A 14837-nucleotide genomic window follows, 5' to 3' on the forward strand; every position below is an offset into this window, starting at 1 on the left:
GCCGCGGCGACCGAAGATCTGGAAATGCCGACCGCATGATCGATACCGACATCGACCGATTGTCCCGAGACGAGCTGTGGGCGCTGGCGTGCGAGTGGCGCCGGCGAGCCCTGCACGGCGACAGGACCGCGCACGGACCGGCGCACGTCTACGAGGCGGCCTACCGGCGCCGCTTCGGCGAGACGGCGTCGGCCGGCGTGCTCAAGGACCTGCGGCCGCTGGCCGTGCTGGCCTCCAAGGCCCGCCGGCGGTTCTGGTAGGCCGGAGCGGCGGGCCGCGCACGGGTGCGGCGCCGGTTCCCGGACGCCCTGCGGCGCGCTCCGCCAAGCGCCCTATCGATGTAGCGCCAATTCCTGACAGGCGGTCCCGAGGGTTTTTCGGACGCTCGTGGTTTTCAAGGAAAGCGCGACCCATGAACGACGATGTCTACCGGCGCCTGTGCATGACCTCGGTCTGCGGCGCCATCCTCATCCCGGTCGCGATGGCGCTCGTGGCCGAACTGGCGGCGGAACGACCCGCCGTGGATGCCACCGCCGTCGCCGTGGCGTCGACCGCGGCCTCGAACGGGACGCGCACCGGCGACGTCGGCGATCGCGGAAATGCCATGCGACTTTCCTCACCCGATCGAACCACCAAGTAGAACCAGGAGACGACCCATGGCCGACACCCCGCAATCCAAGCAGCCCTCGACCGACCTGGCCAAGGAGTCCGCCGCCGGCGAGGAGGACCCGGGCGCCGCGAACGAATTCCAGCCCGTGACCGCGGGCGACGAATTCCCTCCCGGCACGCCGGGAACGGCCAAGGGCCCGTGCCCCGAATGCGGCGGTTCCGGCCGTGCCGAATCCGGCCAGCGCTGCCCGAAGTGTGACGGCATCGGCACCATCACGGTCAACGTCGGCGACGCCTAGGAACGCCTGGAAGGCGCCGGCAACGGCGTCGTCCTGTCCCGGGCTCTGGCGCCGGGACGGCCATGTCGGTGGCGACGCCATCGCCGCCATGTCGCCGGTCGCCATCCGTGCCCCTGCGTGACGGGCACGCGATGCGTTCGATGGCGAAACACGCGCGCGATCGACACACTGACCTCGTCGACCTGCGCTGACGGCGTGTCCGGGCCGTGCCTGGACGTTCCGGACGGAATCCGACCCTGGCCGGTCAGGGTGCCAGGCGAACCGATAGAAACAGTTTCCAACGACCCTCGTCGTGGCTCCATGCGGCATGTCGCGTGTACACTCTTGATGAGAACGGTTGTCATTTCCATTCGCATCCTGGAAATCCTACCGCATAACCACACGCTTCGCACTTCGTCGGCGATCCCTCGCCCGCACGGTTCTCCATCGGACCGTGGTTCGTCGTTCCATTCCTGCCTTTCACGCTGATTCCCTGGTCCTCATGCATCCCTCCCGTGGCTTTCGTTCCTCCGCCTTCCCTCCCTTCGCTGCCCGGCCGCTCGCGCACTGGGTCCATCGCGGCCTGGGCGCCTGCCTCGCCCTCGCGGCCGCCGGCGTCGCGGCGCAGACCACGACCAACACCGAGCTGAAGGAGGTCGTCGTCACCGACCAGGCCGAAGCCATCGGCGGCCTGCAGAAGACCTACTCCGGCGGCCAGTTCGCGCGCGGCGGCAGCCTGGGCATCCTGGGCATCACCGACCTGATGAACGTGCCCTTCAGCACCACCAACTACACGTCGGAGCTGATCGAGAACCAGCAGGCGCTCACGATCGCCGACGTGGTCATGAACGATGCGTCGGTCCGTACCCTGGCGGCACGCGGCGGCTATGGCGACGACTTCCAGATCCGTGGTTTTTCGGTCGGCTCCCGCGACGTCAGCATGAACGGCCTGTTCGGATTGGCACCTGCCACCCGCATCCCGCTCGAGATGATCGAACGCGTGGAAGTGCTCAAGGGTCCGGGTTCGCTGACCAATGGCGTGGGACCGAACGGCAGCATCGGCGGCACCATCAACGTGGTGACCAAGCGTGCCGCGGACGAGCCGCTGACCCGCTTGACGACCACCTACATGGGAAAGGCCCAGTTCGGGACGCACGTGGACGTCGGCCGTCGCTTCGGCGAGGACAACCAGTGGGGCGTGCGCGTCAACGGCGTGTGGCGCAACGGCGAAGGCAACATCGATGGCGGGCGCCAGCGACTCGGCCTGGGTTCGGTGGGACTGGATTACGCGGGCAGCCGGGTGCGCTGGTCGCTCGACGCGCTCACCACCAGCGGGAAGACGACGGACTTCCGACCGCAGATCGCATTTCGCAGCGGCATCACGCAGATCCCCGCGGTTCCGGACAACCGCTCGAGCTTCTATCCCGGTGCGGACTTGACGGACAAGGCCAAGACCGTGATGTCGCGGCTCGAATTCGATATCGACAGCAACACCACGGTCTATGGCGGTGTGGGTTACAGCGACGTGTCGACCGATCAGAACTTTCCGACCGCCATCACCCGCCCTGTCGACCTGCGACCGAACACGCAGGGCAATTTCTCGGTCAACAACGGCTACTACGACGAATACAACAAGACGACATCCGGTGAAATCGGCCTGCGCACGCGTTTCAGGACCGGCGCCATCGGCCACTCCCTGGTGCTCGCGGCCAACCGCATGGATCGGGAAACCGGTTATTTCTATCGGCTGACCACCGCATCGGTCGCCTCCAACCTCTACAACCCGTCCGCCTTGCCGGCAATCGACTTCGCGCGCGACGAGCCCAGCAGGACCGCCGACCTGTCGCAGCACAGTCTCGCGATCGCCGACACCATGTCGTTCCTTGACGATCGCTTCCTGCTGACCCTGGGCCTGCGCGACCAGACCATCGACCAGAAGAGCGTCAACGGGTCCACGGCCTACGACGCCAGCGCCGTCACGCCACTGGTCGGGCTGGTGTTCAAACCTCGGCGCAACATCTCGGTGTATGGCAACTACACCGCAGGCCTGACCGCCGGGGGCATCGCCGGGCCGACGACCGCCAACCGGGGCGAGGTGTTCGCACCGCAGAAGTCGAAGCAGTACGAAGTCGGCGTCAAGGCGGACTGGGGCACGCTGACCACCCAGGCGGCCGTCTACCAGATCACCCGACCGAACTCGCTCACCGATCCGATCACGCAGATCTACAGCTTCGGCGGCGAGCAACGCAATCGTGGCTTCGAACTGACCGCTTACGGCGAGATCCAGCGTGGCCTGCGCGCCATGGCCAGCGCATCGTTCAACGACGCCAAGCTCACGCGCACCACCGGCGGGGTGAACCAGGGCAACGACGCCAACGGCGTGCCCGACCACACCTTCAACGTCGGACTGGATTGGGACACGCCCTGGGTGCCGGGCCTGAGCCTGAATGGCCGGGTGATCAACACCTCGTCGCTCTACTACGACGCGGCCAACCTGCTGCGCATGCCGAGCTGGACGCGCCTCGACATCGGCGCACGCTATGCCACCCGGGTGGCGGGCAAGCCGGTGTTGTTCCGGGCGAACCTGGAAAACGTGACCGACAAGGCCTATTGGGTGACCAGCACGTATGTGACCGTGGGCGCTCCGCGCACGCTCATGCTCTCGGCCTCGATCAGTTTCTGACGTCCTCTTCACGTCGATCAGGACTCTCACGACCTTCACGACCCTCATGACCCGTCCCACCTCCCTCGCCCTCGCCACCCTCGCCCTGCTGGCCGCCACCGCCGCCCAGGCCCACCAGATCTGGATCGAGCAGCCCGCCGGCCAGAAGACCGCCGTGGTGCGCTTCGGCGAGTTCGGCGACAACCTGCGCGAGGCCTCGCCGGGCCCGCTCGACAAGTTCGTGCGGCCGACGGCGACGCTGCTGTCGGCGCGCGGCGAGCAGGCGGTGCCGGCGCGCAAGGTGGCCGACGGCTTCGCCCTGCCCTTCGGCGCCGCCGCCGGCGAGGGCATCGTGGCCGAGGACGCCGACTATCCGCTCTACACCTCGAAGCAGGGCGACCGGGAGACGCAGAACCGCTACCTCCCGGCCGCGCGCCTGGTCACGCGCCTCGCGCCCCAGCCGCCGCGGCTGGTGCTCGACCTGGTGCCGATCGACGACCGGGGCGGGTTCCGGCTGTTCTTCAAGGGCGAGCCCCGGCCCAAGACCAAGGTGACGCTGGTCACGCAGTCGGGCTGGGCCAAGGAGGCGCAGACCGACGCGCAGGGCCTGGTGAAGTTCGACATGCCCTGGAAGGGCACCTACGTGGCCGAGGTCGCCATGAACGACCGCACCGCCGGCGAGCGCCCGGGCGCCGGCGGCCCGGAGAAGTTCGAAGGCACCAGCTACGTGACCACGCTCACCTACGTCAAGCCCGCCGGCGTGGCCCCGATCCCCGCCGGCGCCGCCGCCCAGCCGCACCCGTGATCGGCCGGGTTTCCAGGCGCGTGGTCGCCGTCGGTCCGCTGGTCTCGCGCATCGTGGCGGCGGTGGCGGGCGGCTACGCGCTGGCCGCGCTCGCCAGCGTGGCCGTGCTCGCGCTGCCGGTGAGCCGGCCCCAGGCGGTGCTGGCCGGCATGCTGATGAGCTTCGCGGTCTACGCCGGCGCGGTGGTCTGGGTCTTCGCGGTGCGCAGCGCGCGCCGGGCCTGGACCGGCCTGCTGCTGGCGGCGGCGCCGCTGCTGGCGGCCGCCTGCTCGGTCTGGTTCGCCGGTCCGGCGCGCTGAGGGAATCGATCCATGTCCGACGCCGACACCACCACCGCCGCCGCCACCGCGCTCCCGAAGCCGCGCGGCATCCGCCAGACGATGTCCGAGCTGCACACCTGGACCGGCCTGCTGCTGGGCTGGGTGCTCTACGCGATGTTCCTCACCGGCACGGTCAGCTACTTCAAGGACGAGCTCTCGCAATGGGCGCGGCCCGAGGTGGCGCATCGCGCCGATCCGCCCGACCCCGCCGTGGCCGCGCAGCGCGTGGCCGACGAGCTGGCCCGGATCGCTCCGGGCACCCCGCAGTGGAGCCTGCGCATGCCCGACGCGCGCAATCCGACCGTCTCGGCGTTCTGGCGCACCGCGTCGCGCGAGCCCGGCCGGCGCAGCTTCGCCGAGGGCAGCTTCGACCCCGACAACGGCGCGCGGGTGACCGCGCGCGACACGCTGGGCGGCGAGTTCTTCTACCGCTTCCACTTCCAGTTCCACTACGTGCCGGTGCTCTGGGGCCGCTGGCTGGCCGGCGCGGCGGCGATGTTCATGCTGGTGGCCATCGTCAGCGGCGTCATCACGCACAAGAAGATCTTCATCGACTTCTTCACCTTCCGCTGGGGCAAGGGCCAGCGCTCGTGGCTCGACGCGCACAACGCGCTGTCGGTCTTCGGGCTGCCCTTCCACCTGATGATCACGTACACCGGCCTCGTCACCCTGATGGCGCTCTACATGCCGTGGGGCGAGCAGGCCGCCTTCAGGACGCCGGCCGAGCGCCAGCAGATGACGCGCGAACTCAGCGCCTTCATCCAGCCCGGCAAGCCCAGCGGCACGGCGGCGCCGCTGGCGCCGGTGGACGCCATGGTGCGCCAGGCCCAGGCGCGCTGGGGCGCGGGCGACGTCGGCCGCGTCACCGCCACGCAGGCCGGCGACGCGGCCGCGCGCGTGGCCATCTCGCGCGGCGACCCGGGGCGCGTGTCGACGAGCCCGCAGTACCTGCTGTTCGACGGCGTCACCGGCCGCCTGCTGGAGACGCACGACCGCGTCGGCCCGGCCGCCGAGACGCGCGGCGTGATGGTCGCGTTGCACATGGGGCGCTTCGGCGACCTGTCGCTGCGCTGGCTGTACTTCGCCGTCGGCCTGGCCGGCACCGCGATGGTGGGCACGGGACTGGTGATGTGGACCGTCAAGCGACGCGCCAGGCTGGCGCGGCCGGACCGGGTGCACGTCGGCTTCTGGGTGGTCGAGCGCCTGAACGTCGCGGCCATCGCCGGGCTGTCGATCGCCATGGCCGCCTTCCTGTGGGCCAACCGGCTGCTGCCCGCGGGACTGGCCGGGCGCGCCGACGGGGAGATCCAGGTGTTCTTCCTGGCCTGGGGCGCCGCGCTGCTGCACGCCGCGTTCCGGCCGGTGAAGCGCGCCTGGATCGAGCAGCTGTGGCTCGCCGCCGCCGCGCTCGCGCTGCTGCCGGTGCTCGACGCGGCGGTCGCGTCGCGCCCACTGTGGCGCAGCATCGCCGAGGGCGACGGCGTGTTCGCCGGCATCGACCTGGCGCTGTGGGCCCTGGCCGGGCTGCACGCCATGCTGGCGCTGCGCACCGCGCGCCACCGTCCCGTGGTCGCGGCCGGCCGGCGTGCCCGGACGAGCGCGCCGGTGCGCTCCGAGGGCGGTCTCGCATGACGCACGCGCTCGTGCTCGCGGCGAGCGTGGCCGGCTTCGCGGCGCTGGCGCTGGCCACCGAGCGGCAGCAGGACGAGCTGCTGGGCCGGGCCCTGAGGGACGCCGCGACGCGCATCCTGCGCATCGCCGGCTGGAGCCTGCTGCTCGCCGCGCTCGCCGTCGCCGTGGCCGGTCGGGGATGGGGCTTCGGCCTGGTGGCCTTCAGCGGCCACACCAGCCTGGCGGCGGGACTCGTGTACGCCGTCGCATTGGCGCTCGCACGGAAGCGCGCGGGCGCCGGCGCGCGCCGACGCGGCTGAGGCCGCCGACGGCGTCCGCCCGCCGGACGGCCGCGTCGCGTGCGGGGAGACGACGGGTCGCGGGGCCTGCCCGTACCATCGTCGTCCCTCGTTCGAACAACCACCGGAGACACCCCCTCATGGACCGCCGCACCCTCCTGGGCACGCTCGCTTCCGGCGCCGCGCTCGCCGCCGCCCTCCCGCCCCTCGCCCACGCCCAGGCCGCCTGGCCCGACCAGCTCGTCAAGTGGATCGTCCCGTACCCGGCCGGCGGCGGCACCGACGTCATCGCGCGCACGCTGGCCGAGGCGATGCGCGCCACGCTCGGCCAGCAGATCGTGATCGACAACCGCCCCGGCGCCGCCACCAACATCGGCGCCGACCTGGTCGCCAAGAGCCGGCCCGACGGCTACACCGTCATGTCGGCCGACAACGCCGTGCTGGCCTTCAACGAGCACCTGTTCGGCCGCCTGCCCTTCGACCCGCAGAAGGACTTCAGCTACGTCGGCGCGATCGGCAAGTTCCCGCTCGCGCTGGTCGTGCATCCGGACTTCCCGGCCAGGGACTTCAAGGAATTCCTGGCCTACGTGAAGGCCAACCCCGGCAAGGTGAACTACGCGTCGCCGGGCAACGGCTCGCCGCACCACCTGTCGATGGAGATGTTCAAGAACCGCACCGGCACCTTCATAACCCACATCCCCTACCGCGGCGCCGCGCCCGCCATGGCCGACGTGATGGGCGGCCAGGTGCCGTGCATGTTCCTGGACCTGGCCGCCGGCCTGCAGGTCATGAAGAGCGGCAAGGTGCGCGTGCTGGCGATCGGCTCCGGCGCGCGCAGCCGGCAGCTGCCGGACGTGCCGACGCTGGCCGAGGTCGGCGTGCGCGACAGCGAGGTGTTCGCGTTCCAGGGCCTGCTCGGCCCGGCCGGGCTGCCGCCCGCCGTCGTCAACCGGCTCAACGCCGAGCTCAACCGCGCCTTCGGCACCGCCGCCGTGCGGCAGCGCTTCGACGACATCGGCATGGAGGCCATGCCCGGCACGCCCGAGCAGTTCTTCGCCCTGGCGCGCGCCGAGTCCCGGCGCTGGGCGCCGGTGATCAAGGCCACGGGCGTGAAGCTCGACTGAGAACCTTCCCAGGCGTTCGCCTCAGAGGTGCAGCGCGGCCGCCGCCCCGGCGGCCAGGCCGGCGGCGGCGACGCCGAACATGCCGTATTCCAGCCACTTGCGGCGCGTCAGCAGGGCCATGGCGGCCAGCGCGATGGCGACCTGCAGCAGGGTCGTGGCCTGCGCCCAGCGGTGGTGCTGGTGCAGCTGCGCCTCGGACTTGCGGTCCCAGTCGAGGGCCGTGGCTTCCAGCGCCTTGGCGGCGCGCTGGATCTCGGTCTTCTCGGCCTCGTAGCGGTCCATCTTGTCCTGCAGCGGCTTGCGGCGCTCCTCGGGCGCGGCGTCTCGGGCGAACTCGGTCAGCGTCTGCTTCGTGCTCTTGGCCTGGAAGTAGTTCCACTGGTTGGACGCCTCGGTCATCTTGATGGCGGCGTTGTTCTTGAACAGGCCGGCGTCGGCCTGCGTGGCGCCGCCGAGGTAGGAGAAGACGGCGCCGACGGTCGCGATGACGGCGGTGCACACGGCGATGCGGCCGGTCATGCCGCCGCCGCCGTGCGAGCGCTCGCCCGCCGCGCCGGCGTCGTGCGCGTCGCCGTGACCCTGGGCATGGCCCTGGATGGCGTGCTCGATCTCGTGATCGTGGGGTCCGTGGACGTGGAAACCGCTGCCTGACATGTCGATGGTCTTTCGGGGGCTGGATGCTGGATGTGCCGGATCGCACCGCGCGCGACGGGGCGCCCGGCGCGGGGGTCCGCATGATGCCTGCAAGCGCGCGCTCCGTGCACGCCGGCGGCTCAAGACCCCGGCGGCGGCCACGACGCCCTCCGCTCAGAGCAGCTTGTCGAGCGTGATCGGCAGGTCGCGCACGCGACGGCCGGTGGCGTTGTGGATCGCGTTGGCCACCGCCGCGCCCACGCCGGTGATGCCGATCTCGCCGATGCCGTGGGCGCCCAGCGGGCTGTGCGGATCGGGCGCGTCGGTCCAGATCACGTCGATCGCCGGCACGTCCAGGTGCACCGGCACGTGGTATTCGGCCAGCGACGGGTTGGCGATGCGGCCGGTGCGCTCGTCGAAGCAGGTCTCCTCGGTCAGCGCCAGACCCAGACCCATCACGATGCCGCCCCGGAACTGGCTGGCGGCCGTCTTCGGGTTGAGGATGCGGCCGCAGTCGAACGAGCCCAGGAAACGCGACACCCGGGTCTCGCCCGTCACGGCGTTGACCCGCACCTCGCAGAATTGCGCGCCGTAGGAATGCATCGCGTACTTCTGCGCCTCCAGCGGCAGCGGCGCGTCGGCCTCGGCGACCAGCTCGGTCAGGCCCGCGCCCGCGAGGATCGCCGCGTAGCCCTGCCAGCGCTCGGGCGCCTCGCGCAGGCACAGCCCGGCGTCGCGCGCCTCGACCTGCTCCGGCCGGGCGCCGGCGAGCGGCGAATCCCCGCCGACGTGGCGCAGCAGCTGCTTCACCAGCACCTCGTGCGCCGCGATGATCGCCGCCGCGATCGAGGCCGTCTGCGACGAGCCGCCGGCCAGGGTGCCCGAGGGCAGGGAGCTGTCGCCGTATTCGAAGCGCACGTCCTCCAGGGCCAGCGCCAGCCGCGCGGCGACGTGCTGCGCCTGCACGGTCGACGTGCCCATGCCCATCTCGTGGCTGGCCATCTGCACCAGCGCCGTGCCGTCGATGCCCAGCCGGATGCGCGCGGCGCCGCCGGGCATGCGGAAGTACGGGTAGGTCGCCGTCGCCATGCCCATGCCGACGAGCCACTCGCCCTCCCGGCGCGAGCCGGGCGTGGCCGATCGGCGGTCCCAGCCGAAGCGCTCGGCGCCGGCCGCGTAGGCGTCGAGCAGGTGGCGCGACGAGAACGGCCGGCCCGAGACCGGATCCTTCCGCGGCTCGATGCGGCGGCGCAGTTCGAGCGGATCGATCCCCATCGCGTGGGCCAGTTCGTCGAGCGCCGATTCCAGCGCGAAGGTGCCGACCGATTCGCCCGGCGCGCGCATGAAGGTGTTGGCCACCATGTGCATGTCGGCCACCTTCTGGCCCAGCGCGAAGGTCTCGCTGGCGTAGAGGTGGCGCGCCGGGAAGGTGAACTGCTCCGGGCAGTCGTTGTGCGGCGTCATGGCCACGCAGCCGGTGTGGATCAGCGCGGCGAGCGTGCCGTCGGCATGGGCGCCCAGGGCCACGCGCTGCCGGGTCGGCGTGCGCCCGCCGACGGCGCGGAACACGCCCTCGCGCGAGAGCACGACGCGCACCGGGCGGCCCGCCAGGCGCGAGGCGGCCGCCGCCAGGATCTGGTGGTCCCACAGGATCTTGCCGCCGAAGCCGCCGCCGACGAAGGGCGACAGCACGCGCACCTGCGACTCCTCGATGCCGAAGACCTGCGCCAATGTCCACGCGGTGGCGTTGACCGCCTGGGTGGCGTCGTGCACCGTGAGCGTGTCGCCCTCCCACGCCACGGTGGCGGCGTGGAGTTCGATGGCGTTGTGGTTGTGGCGCGGCGTGGTGTAGACGGCGTCGACGCGGAAGGCTGCGGACGCCAGTGCCGCCTCGGCGTCGCCGATCGATACCTCGGGCGGCTCGCCCAGCAGGCTCTTCGGCACCCGCGCACGGGCCATGGCGGCGGCGAAGGAAGTCACGGCCGGTTCGCTCTCGCAGTCCACCTCGATCAGCGAGGCGGCATGGTCGGCCTCTTCCCGCGTGCCGGCCAGCACCAGCGCCACGATCTGCCCGTTCCAGTGGATGCGCGCGTCCTGCATCACGGGCAGGTCGCTGGTGCCGGCGGCGCGCGGCGCCGTCATCATCAGCTTCGGCGGCGCCAGGCGCGGCGCGTTGCGATGCGTCATCACCAGCACCACGCCGGGCGCGGCCTCGGCGGCGGCGGTGTCCAGGCGCGCGATGCGGCCGCTGGCGATCGTGCTGTGGACCAGCGCGGCATGGGTCAGCCCCGCCATCGGCACCTCGGCCGCGAAGCGCGCCCGCCCCGCCACCTTGAGCGGCCCGTCCACGCGCGACACCGGCGCGCCGAGCGGTCCCCGCGCGTGGCGCAACGGGTCGGGCGCCGCGCCGGGCAGCCAGCGGTCGGGCACGTACTCGGCGGCCTTCTTCACCGCGTGCGTGGCGATGTCCTGGATCAAGCTCATCTGAAAACCTCCGTGCTGCGCACTGCGGTGCGAGCTTGCTTGGGGCGGCCCGGCGCGGCGCTCATGACGCATCTCCGGCCAGTTGACCGAGCACCGCGACGACGACGCGCCGGGCGAGGTCGATCTTGAAGGTGTTGTGGCCCAGCCCCCGGGCGTCGGCCAGCTCGGCGCGGGCGGCGGCCTCGAAGGTGGCGGCCGTCGCGCTCGCGCCGCGCAGCAGCGCCTCGGCCCTCGTCGCGCGCCAGGGCTTGTGCGCCACGCCGCCCAGAGCCAGGCGGACGTCGCGCACGGTGCCGCCGTCGAGGTCCAGCGCCGCCGCCACCGACACCAGCGCGAAGGCGTAGCTGGCGCGGTCGCGCACCTTGCGGTAGGCCGAGCGGCCGCCGAAGGCGAGCGCCGGCAGCTCGACGGCGACGATCAGCTCGCCCGGCACCAGCACGTGGTCGAGTTCGGGCCGGTCGCCCGGCAGGCGGTGCAGGTCGACCAGCGCCACCGTGCGCGCGCCGGCCGGGCCCTCGACGTGCACCACGGCGTCGAGCGCGGCCAGCGCCACGCACAGGTCCGACGGATGCGTCGCCACGCAGGCCGGCGACGCGCCCAGGATGGCGTGGATGCGGTTGACGCCGTCGACCGCGTCGCAGCCGCTGCCGGGCGCGCGCTTGTTGCAGCGCGCGGCACCGTCGTAGAAGTAGCCGCAGCGCGTGCGCTGCAGGAGGTTGCCGCCGACCGTCGCCATGTTGCGGATCTGGCCGCTGGCGCCGGCGAGCAGCGCGCGGGCCAGCAGCGGAAAACGCTCGCGCACGGCTGGATGCGCCGCCACCGCGCTGTTGCGCGCCGCCGCGCCGATGACGATGCCGCCGTCGGCGCGCGCCTCGATCGCCTGCGACAGGCCCGAGACGTCGACCAGCATGTCGGGTCGCTCGACGGTCTCGCGCATCAGGTCGACCAGGTTGGTGCCGCCGCCCAGGTAGCGCGCGGCGGCCGACCCGCCCGCCAGCCGCACCGCGGAGGCCGCGTCCGTCGCGCGGTGGTAGGCGAAGGGCGTCATGCGGCCTCCGTCGTCGATGGCGATGGCGATGACGACGGGGCCGGCTCCGCCGCGACGATCTCGGCGATGGCGTCGACGATGCCGTTGTAGGCGCCGCAACGGCACAGGTTGCCGCTCATGCGCTCCTGGAGTTCCTCGCGGTCGAGCACCACCGTGCCGGCGCCGAGGTCGCGGGTGACGACGCTGGGCATGCCGCCCCGCGCCTCGGCCATCATGCCGACGGCCGAACACAGCTGGCCGGGGGTGCAGTAGCCGCACTGGAAGCCGTCGTGCGCGACGAAGGCGCGCTGCAGCGGATGGAGTTCGCCGGCCGGGGCCAGCCCCTCGACGGTGGTGATCGCGCGGCCCTGGTACTGCACCGCCAACGCCAGGCAGGCGTTGATGCGCTCGCCGTCGACCAGCACCGTGCAGGCGCCGCAGGCGCCCTGGTCGCAGCCCTTCTTGGTGCCGGTCAGGCCGAGGTGGTCGCGCAGCAGGTCGAGCAGCGACGTGCGCGTGTCGAACGTCGCCCGCACGGGCGCTCCGTTGATCTGGAATTCCATGACGCGACCTTCGTGGGGTGGTGCCGTCGATCATGGTGCGCCGCCCGCGCGGGCGCTGCTACAAACTGTGTCGCCCCGCCCGCTACCCGGGCACGGCGTCCGCGAAGACCGACGCGGCGATGTCGCGCACCAGGGCCACCAGCGCCTGCTGCGTCAGCGTCGCCGGCCGGCGGGCGGCGGTGGCGATCACCAGGTTGCTGCGCAGCGCCGGCTCGACGATCGGCCGCAGGACGAAGGCTTCCGGCTGCGCCACGGTGCCCAGCGCGTGCGCCGGCAGCACGGCGAAGCCGGCGCCGTCGAGCACCAGGTCGAGGATCGCGGCGACGCCGTCGATCTCCAGCGCGATGTTCGGGCGGCAGCCGATCTCGGCCATCTGCTTCTCCACCAGCATGCGCATCGCGTGGGGGCGGCTCGGGATCACCAGCGGCAGCAGCGCGACCTCGCGCAGGGTGCGCGGCGCGGCGTCGTCCGCCGCGCGCCCGTCCGGCGCCGGCTCGCGCCGGCCGATCAGGAACAGCGATTCCGTCAGCAGCGGCGCCGTCTCCAGCTCGGCCGAGGGCAGCGGGTTGTAGAGCAGCGCGACGTCGAGGCGGCCGGTCTGCAGGCCCTCCTGCATCGCGATCGACAGGCCCTCGCTCACCGACAGCGCCGCGTTGGGCAGGCGCTTCCTGAACTCGCGCGTGATCGGCACCGTGAGCGCCTTGGACATGCTCGGCGGCAGGCCGAGGCAGACGCGGCCGGCCAGCGCGCCGCGCACGCGGCCGAGTTCCTCGTAGGTGCGCGCCACCTGGTGGAGGATGCCGCGGCCGTGCTCGAGCAGCAGCTTGCCGGCTTCGGTGGGCGTCACGCCTCGCCCGTTGCGCGTGAGCAGGTTCTGCCGCAACTCCACCTCCAGCAGCCGGACCTGCCGGCTGAGCGCCGGCTGCGCGATCTCCAGCACGACGGACGCGCGGGTGAAGCTGCCGAGTTCGGCGACGCGAACGAAATATTCCAGTTGCTTGAGGTCCACCGCGCGATGTTAAAGGCGGTACCCCGTGTGCCGGCTATGTGCGGTAGCGCACGGACGACCTGTCACAGTTTGCGTACAAACCAATTTCTGAAACCAATTCTTCTTATTCCAGTCCGCGAAAAGGAGCGACCCACCCGCCATATTTCCTCCCAGGCCGCGATCGACGATGAAAGTCCCACGCAGGGTCCGTGAAAACGGCCGGCCCCGTCACGTCCCGATTTTTTCCATCCCGATTTCGACGCGCCGATCGCCGGCGCGGTACGAACGCGGGCGAGCGCTGGAAATCCGCCCCCCGGGCGCGGATTCGGAACGACGTCACCGAAGAAAAACAACGACGAGCCTCGACTCTAGCTGGAGCAGAATTGATTTGTTCTCATAATTTCATCCGGCCTTTTGAACGTTCCGCACGCCGCTCCTGCGGCGTCCGTCCGAGGAACAGGAGTTCATGATGCGCCAGGCATTTTTGCAGGACGCCGAGGTGCGCGAATTCTCCGAATGGCTGGCGGGTCGCCTGACCCACCTCACCGTGCGGTTGAACATGAGCGTTTCACCCTACATGCCGCTGGGCCTGAACGTCGTCACGACCTTCGACCAGCTGGTTCCCGACTGCTACCGGTGGCGCTTCACCGGCATGGTCACGGGCGACTGGCTGGAGACGATGCTGCGCATGCGCGACCTGTCGACGGCCCTGCGCGAGGCCGTGGACCGGAACGACGTCGTGGCGACGCATGCCGCCTGCGAGGCCGTCGTCGAATGGGGCGCCGATCGCAACAGCCGGGTCGGCGCCAGCGCCTACCTCGTCAGCCTGGGCGACAAGCTGCCGCTCTACCTGAAGACCAGTGGCAACGCATTGCGGCTCGCCGAGCCGGACCCGTCGGGCAACTTCCGCAGCATTCCACGGATGAACTCGACGCTGTGCAAGATCCATGCGCTCTACGCCGCCGACGGCCTGCCGATCTACGAGTCGCGCGTCGCGGCCGCGGTCGGCACGCTGGTGGAGATGTGGCGGCGCGACACCGGGCGGGCCGCGCAGCCGCTGTCGGCGATGCTGCGCTTTCCGGCGGTCGGCAACCAGCTGCAGCGGCGCGTGCGGCGGGCGTTCCCGGACGCCGTCGATCCGGGCGTGCTCAGCTACAACATCGGCTCGGAGATCGCCACGGCCGGGCGCTGGGCCAGCGCCGCCGTGCGGGTGGGCCTGCTGATGGAGGAGACCCTGCGCCGCGGTCCGCCGGACCGCTTCGTCGCCTGGACCAGCCGCCACGGCGCGCAGGCGCACAAGGCGCGCATGGCCGCCTTCATCGGCGCCCTGTTCATGGCCGGCTACGACCCGCGCTGCATGGTCGAGGCGACCGTCAGGGCCTGAGAAGCGCGTCCATCCGACCGGCCGTCCCGGATGGACCGCTTCGCAAACGA

The 14837-nt window shown here is 71.6% G+C and carries 15 protein-coding genes; 10 read left to right on the forward strand and 5 right to left on the reverse strand.

The genetic code is table 11. The features are described 5' to 3' along the window. The first annotated feature begins 35 nt into the window (after nt 1–35). The 9 genes from ABID77_RS15480 to ABID77_RS15520 all read left to right on the forward strand — a co-directional run bounded on the left by ABID77_RS15480 (nt 36) and on the right by ABID77_RS15520 (nt 7708). On the forward strand, nt 36–260 hold the full coding sequence (locus ABID77_RS15480) for a hypothetical protein (RefSeq protein ID WP_429597676.1): 225 nt from the start codon (nt 36–38) through the stop codon (nt 258–260). Nucleotides 261–412: 152 nt separating this feature from the next. Then, a complete protein-coding gene (locus ABID77_RS15485; RefSeq protein ID WP_429597679.1) occupies nt 413–640 on the forward strand; it encodes a hypothetical protein in 228 nt (75 codons plus the stop codon). A 16-nt stretch (nt 641–656) separates the two neighbouring features. Continuing rightward, on the forward strand, nt 657–908 hold the full coding sequence (locus ABID77_RS15490; protein ID WP_429597682.1) for a hypothetical protein: 252 nt from the start codon (nt 657–659) through the stop codon (nt 906–908). Nucleotides 909–1389: 481 nt separating this feature from the next. Next, on the forward strand, nt 1390–3570 hold the full coding sequence (locus tag ABID77_RS15495) for a TonB-dependent receptor (protein ID WP_429597685.1): 2181 nt from the start codon (nt 1390–1392) through the stop codon (nt 3568–3570). Nucleotides 3571–3616: 46 nt separating this feature from the next. Beyond that, nucleotides 3617–4354, forward strand: a complete 738-nt coding sequence (locus tag ABID77_RS15500; protein WP_429597687.1) for a cobalt ABC transporter substrate-binding protein — start codon at nt 3617–3619, stop codon at nt 4352–4354. After that, nucleotides 4354–4653, forward strand: coding sequence for a DUF3649 domain-containing protein (locus ABID77_RS15505; RefSeq protein WP_429597893.1), 300 nt, complete (start codon nt 4354–4356; stop codon nt 4651–4653). Before ABID77_RS15500 ends, ABID77_RS15505 begins: the two co-directional genes overlap by 1 nt. A 12-nt stretch (nt 4654–4665) precedes the next feature. Further along, complete coding sequence (locus tag ABID77_RS15510) at nt 4666–6306, forward strand: PepSY-associated TM helix domain-containing protein (protein ID WP_429597690.1); 1641 nt, start codon at nt 4666–4668, stop codon at nt 6304–6306. Continuing rightward, nucleotides 6303–6605, forward strand: coding sequence for a DUF3325 domain-containing protein (locus ABID77_RS15515; protein WP_429597693.1), 303 nt, complete (start codon nt 6303–6305; stop codon nt 6603–6605). The genes ABID77_RS15510 and ABID77_RS15515 overlap by 4 nt, the downstream gene beginning before the upstream one ends. A 119-nt stretch (nt 6606–6724) precedes the next feature. Further along, nucleotides 6725–7708 (forward strand): Bug family tripartite tricarboxylate transporter substrate binding protein, encoded by a 984-nt coding sequence (locus ABID77_RS15520; RefSeq protein WP_429597695.1) that lies wholly within the window; start codon nt 6725–6727, stop codon nt 7706–7708. A gap of 21 nt (nt 7709–7729) precedes the next feature. Here the strand turns inward: ABID77_RS15520 and ABID77_RS15525 are convergent, their stop codons facing one another. From ABID77_RS15525 to ABID77_RS15545, 5 genes are all read right to left on the reverse strand, one after another. Further along, a complete protein-coding gene (locus ABID77_RS15525) occupies nt 7730–8362 on the reverse strand; it encodes a DUF4337 family protein (RefSeq protein ID WP_429597698.1) in 633 nt (210 codons plus the stop codon). 153 nt (nt 8363–8515) lie between these two features. Continuing rightward, entirely contained in the window at nt 8516–10825 is a 2310-nt protein-coding gene (locus ABID77_RS15530) for a xanthine dehydrogenase family protein molybdopterin-binding subunit (RefSeq protein ID WP_429597701.1), read from the reverse strand. 61 nt (nt 10826–10886) lie between these two features. Then, the gene (locus tag ABID77_RS15535) at nt 10887–11873 is read right to left on the reverse strand and encodes an FAD binding domain-containing protein (RefSeq protein ID WP_429597704.1); all 987 of its coding nucleotides are present in this window, start codon (nt 11871–11873) and stop codon (nt 10887–10889) included. Beyond that, the gene (locus ABID77_RS15540; protein ID WP_429597707.1) at nt 11870–12415 is read right to left on the reverse strand and encodes a 2Fe-2S iron-sulfur cluster-binding protein; all 546 of its coding nucleotides are present in this window, start codon (nt 12413–12415) and stop codon (nt 11870–11872) included. The genes ABID77_RS15535 and ABID77_RS15540 overlap by 4 nt, the downstream gene beginning before the upstream one ends. Nucleotides 12416–12497: 82 nt before the next feature. Then, the gene (locus tag ABID77_RS15545) at nt 12498–13424 is read right to left on the reverse strand and encodes a LysR substrate-binding domain-containing protein (protein WP_429597710.1); all 927 of its coding nucleotides are present in this window, start codon (nt 13422–13424) and stop codon (nt 12498–12500) included. 445 nt (nt 13425–13869) lie between these two features. Here ABID77_RS15545 and ABID77_RS15550 point away from each other — a divergent pair, with 445 nt between their 5' ends. Beyond that, entirely contained in the window at nt 13870–14787 is a 918-nt protein-coding gene (locus ABID77_RS15550; RefSeq protein ID WP_429597713.1) for a hypothetical protein, read from the forward strand. Nucleotides 14788–14837 lie beyond the last annotated feature (50 nt).

It is taken from the genome of Variovorax sp. PvP013 (assembly GCF_050435945.1).
Taxonomy (GTDB): domain Bacteria; phylum Pseudomonadota; class Gammaproteobacteria; order Burkholderiales; family Burkholderiaceae_C; genus Variovorax.

What these genes read in the sequence shown, in the direction of transcription:
- ABID77_RS15480 (WP_429597676.1), top strand. Translation starts at nt 36, where the DNA reads ATGATCGATACCGACATCGACCGATTGTCCCGAGACGAGCTGTGGGCG.
- ABID77_RS15485 (WP_429597679.1), top strand. Translation starts at nt 413, where the DNA reads ATGAACGACGATGTCTACCGGCGCCTGTGCATGACCTCGGTCTGCGGC.
- ABID77_RS15490 (WP_429597682.1), top strand. Translation starts at nt 657, where the DNA reads ATGGCCGACACCCCGCAATCCAAGCAGCCCTCGACCGACCTGGCCAAG.
- ABID77_RS15495 (WP_429597685.1), top strand. Translation starts at nt 1,390, where the DNA reads ATGCATCCCTCCCGTGGCTTTCGTTCCTCCGCCTTCCCTCCCTTCGCT.
- ABID77_RS15500 (WP_429597687.1), top strand. Translation starts at nt 3,617, where the DNA reads ATGACCCGTCCCACCTCCCTCGCCCTCGCCACCCTCGCCCTGCTGGCC.
- ABID77_RS15510 (WP_429597690.1), top strand. Translation starts at nt 4,666, where the DNA reads ATGTCCGACGCCGACACCACCACCGCCGCCGCCACCGCGCTCCCGAAG.
- ABID77_RS15515 (WP_429597693.1), top strand. Translation starts at nt 6,303, where the DNA reads ATGACGCACGCGCTCGTGCTCGCGGCGAGCGTGGCCGGCTTCGCGGCG.
- ABID77_RS15520 (WP_429597695.1), top strand. Translation starts at nt 6,725, where the DNA reads ATGGACCGCCGCACCCTCCTGGGCACGCTCGCTTCCGGCGCCGCGCTC.
- ABID77_RS15525 (WP_429597698.1), bottom strand. Translation starts at nt 8,362, where the DNA reads ATGTCAGGCAGCGGTTTCCACGTCCACGGACCCCACGATCACGAGATC.
- ABID77_RS15530 (WP_429597701.1), bottom strand. Translation starts at nt 10,825, where the DNA reads ATGAGCTTGATCCAGGACATCGCCACGCACGCGGTGAAGAAGGCCGCC.
- ABID77_RS15535 (WP_429597704.1), bottom strand. Translation starts at nt 11,873, where the DNA reads ATGACGCCCTTCGCCTACCACCGCGCGACGGACGCGGCCTCCGCGGTG.
- ABID77_RS15540 (WP_429597707.1), bottom strand. Translation starts at nt 12,415, where the DNA reads ATGGAATTCCAGATCAACGGAGCGCCCGTGCGGGCGACGTTCGACACG.
- ABID77_RS15550 (WP_429597713.1), top strand. Translation starts at nt 13,870, where the DNA reads ATGATGCGCCAGGCATTTTTGCAGGACGCCGAGGTGCGCGAATTCTCC.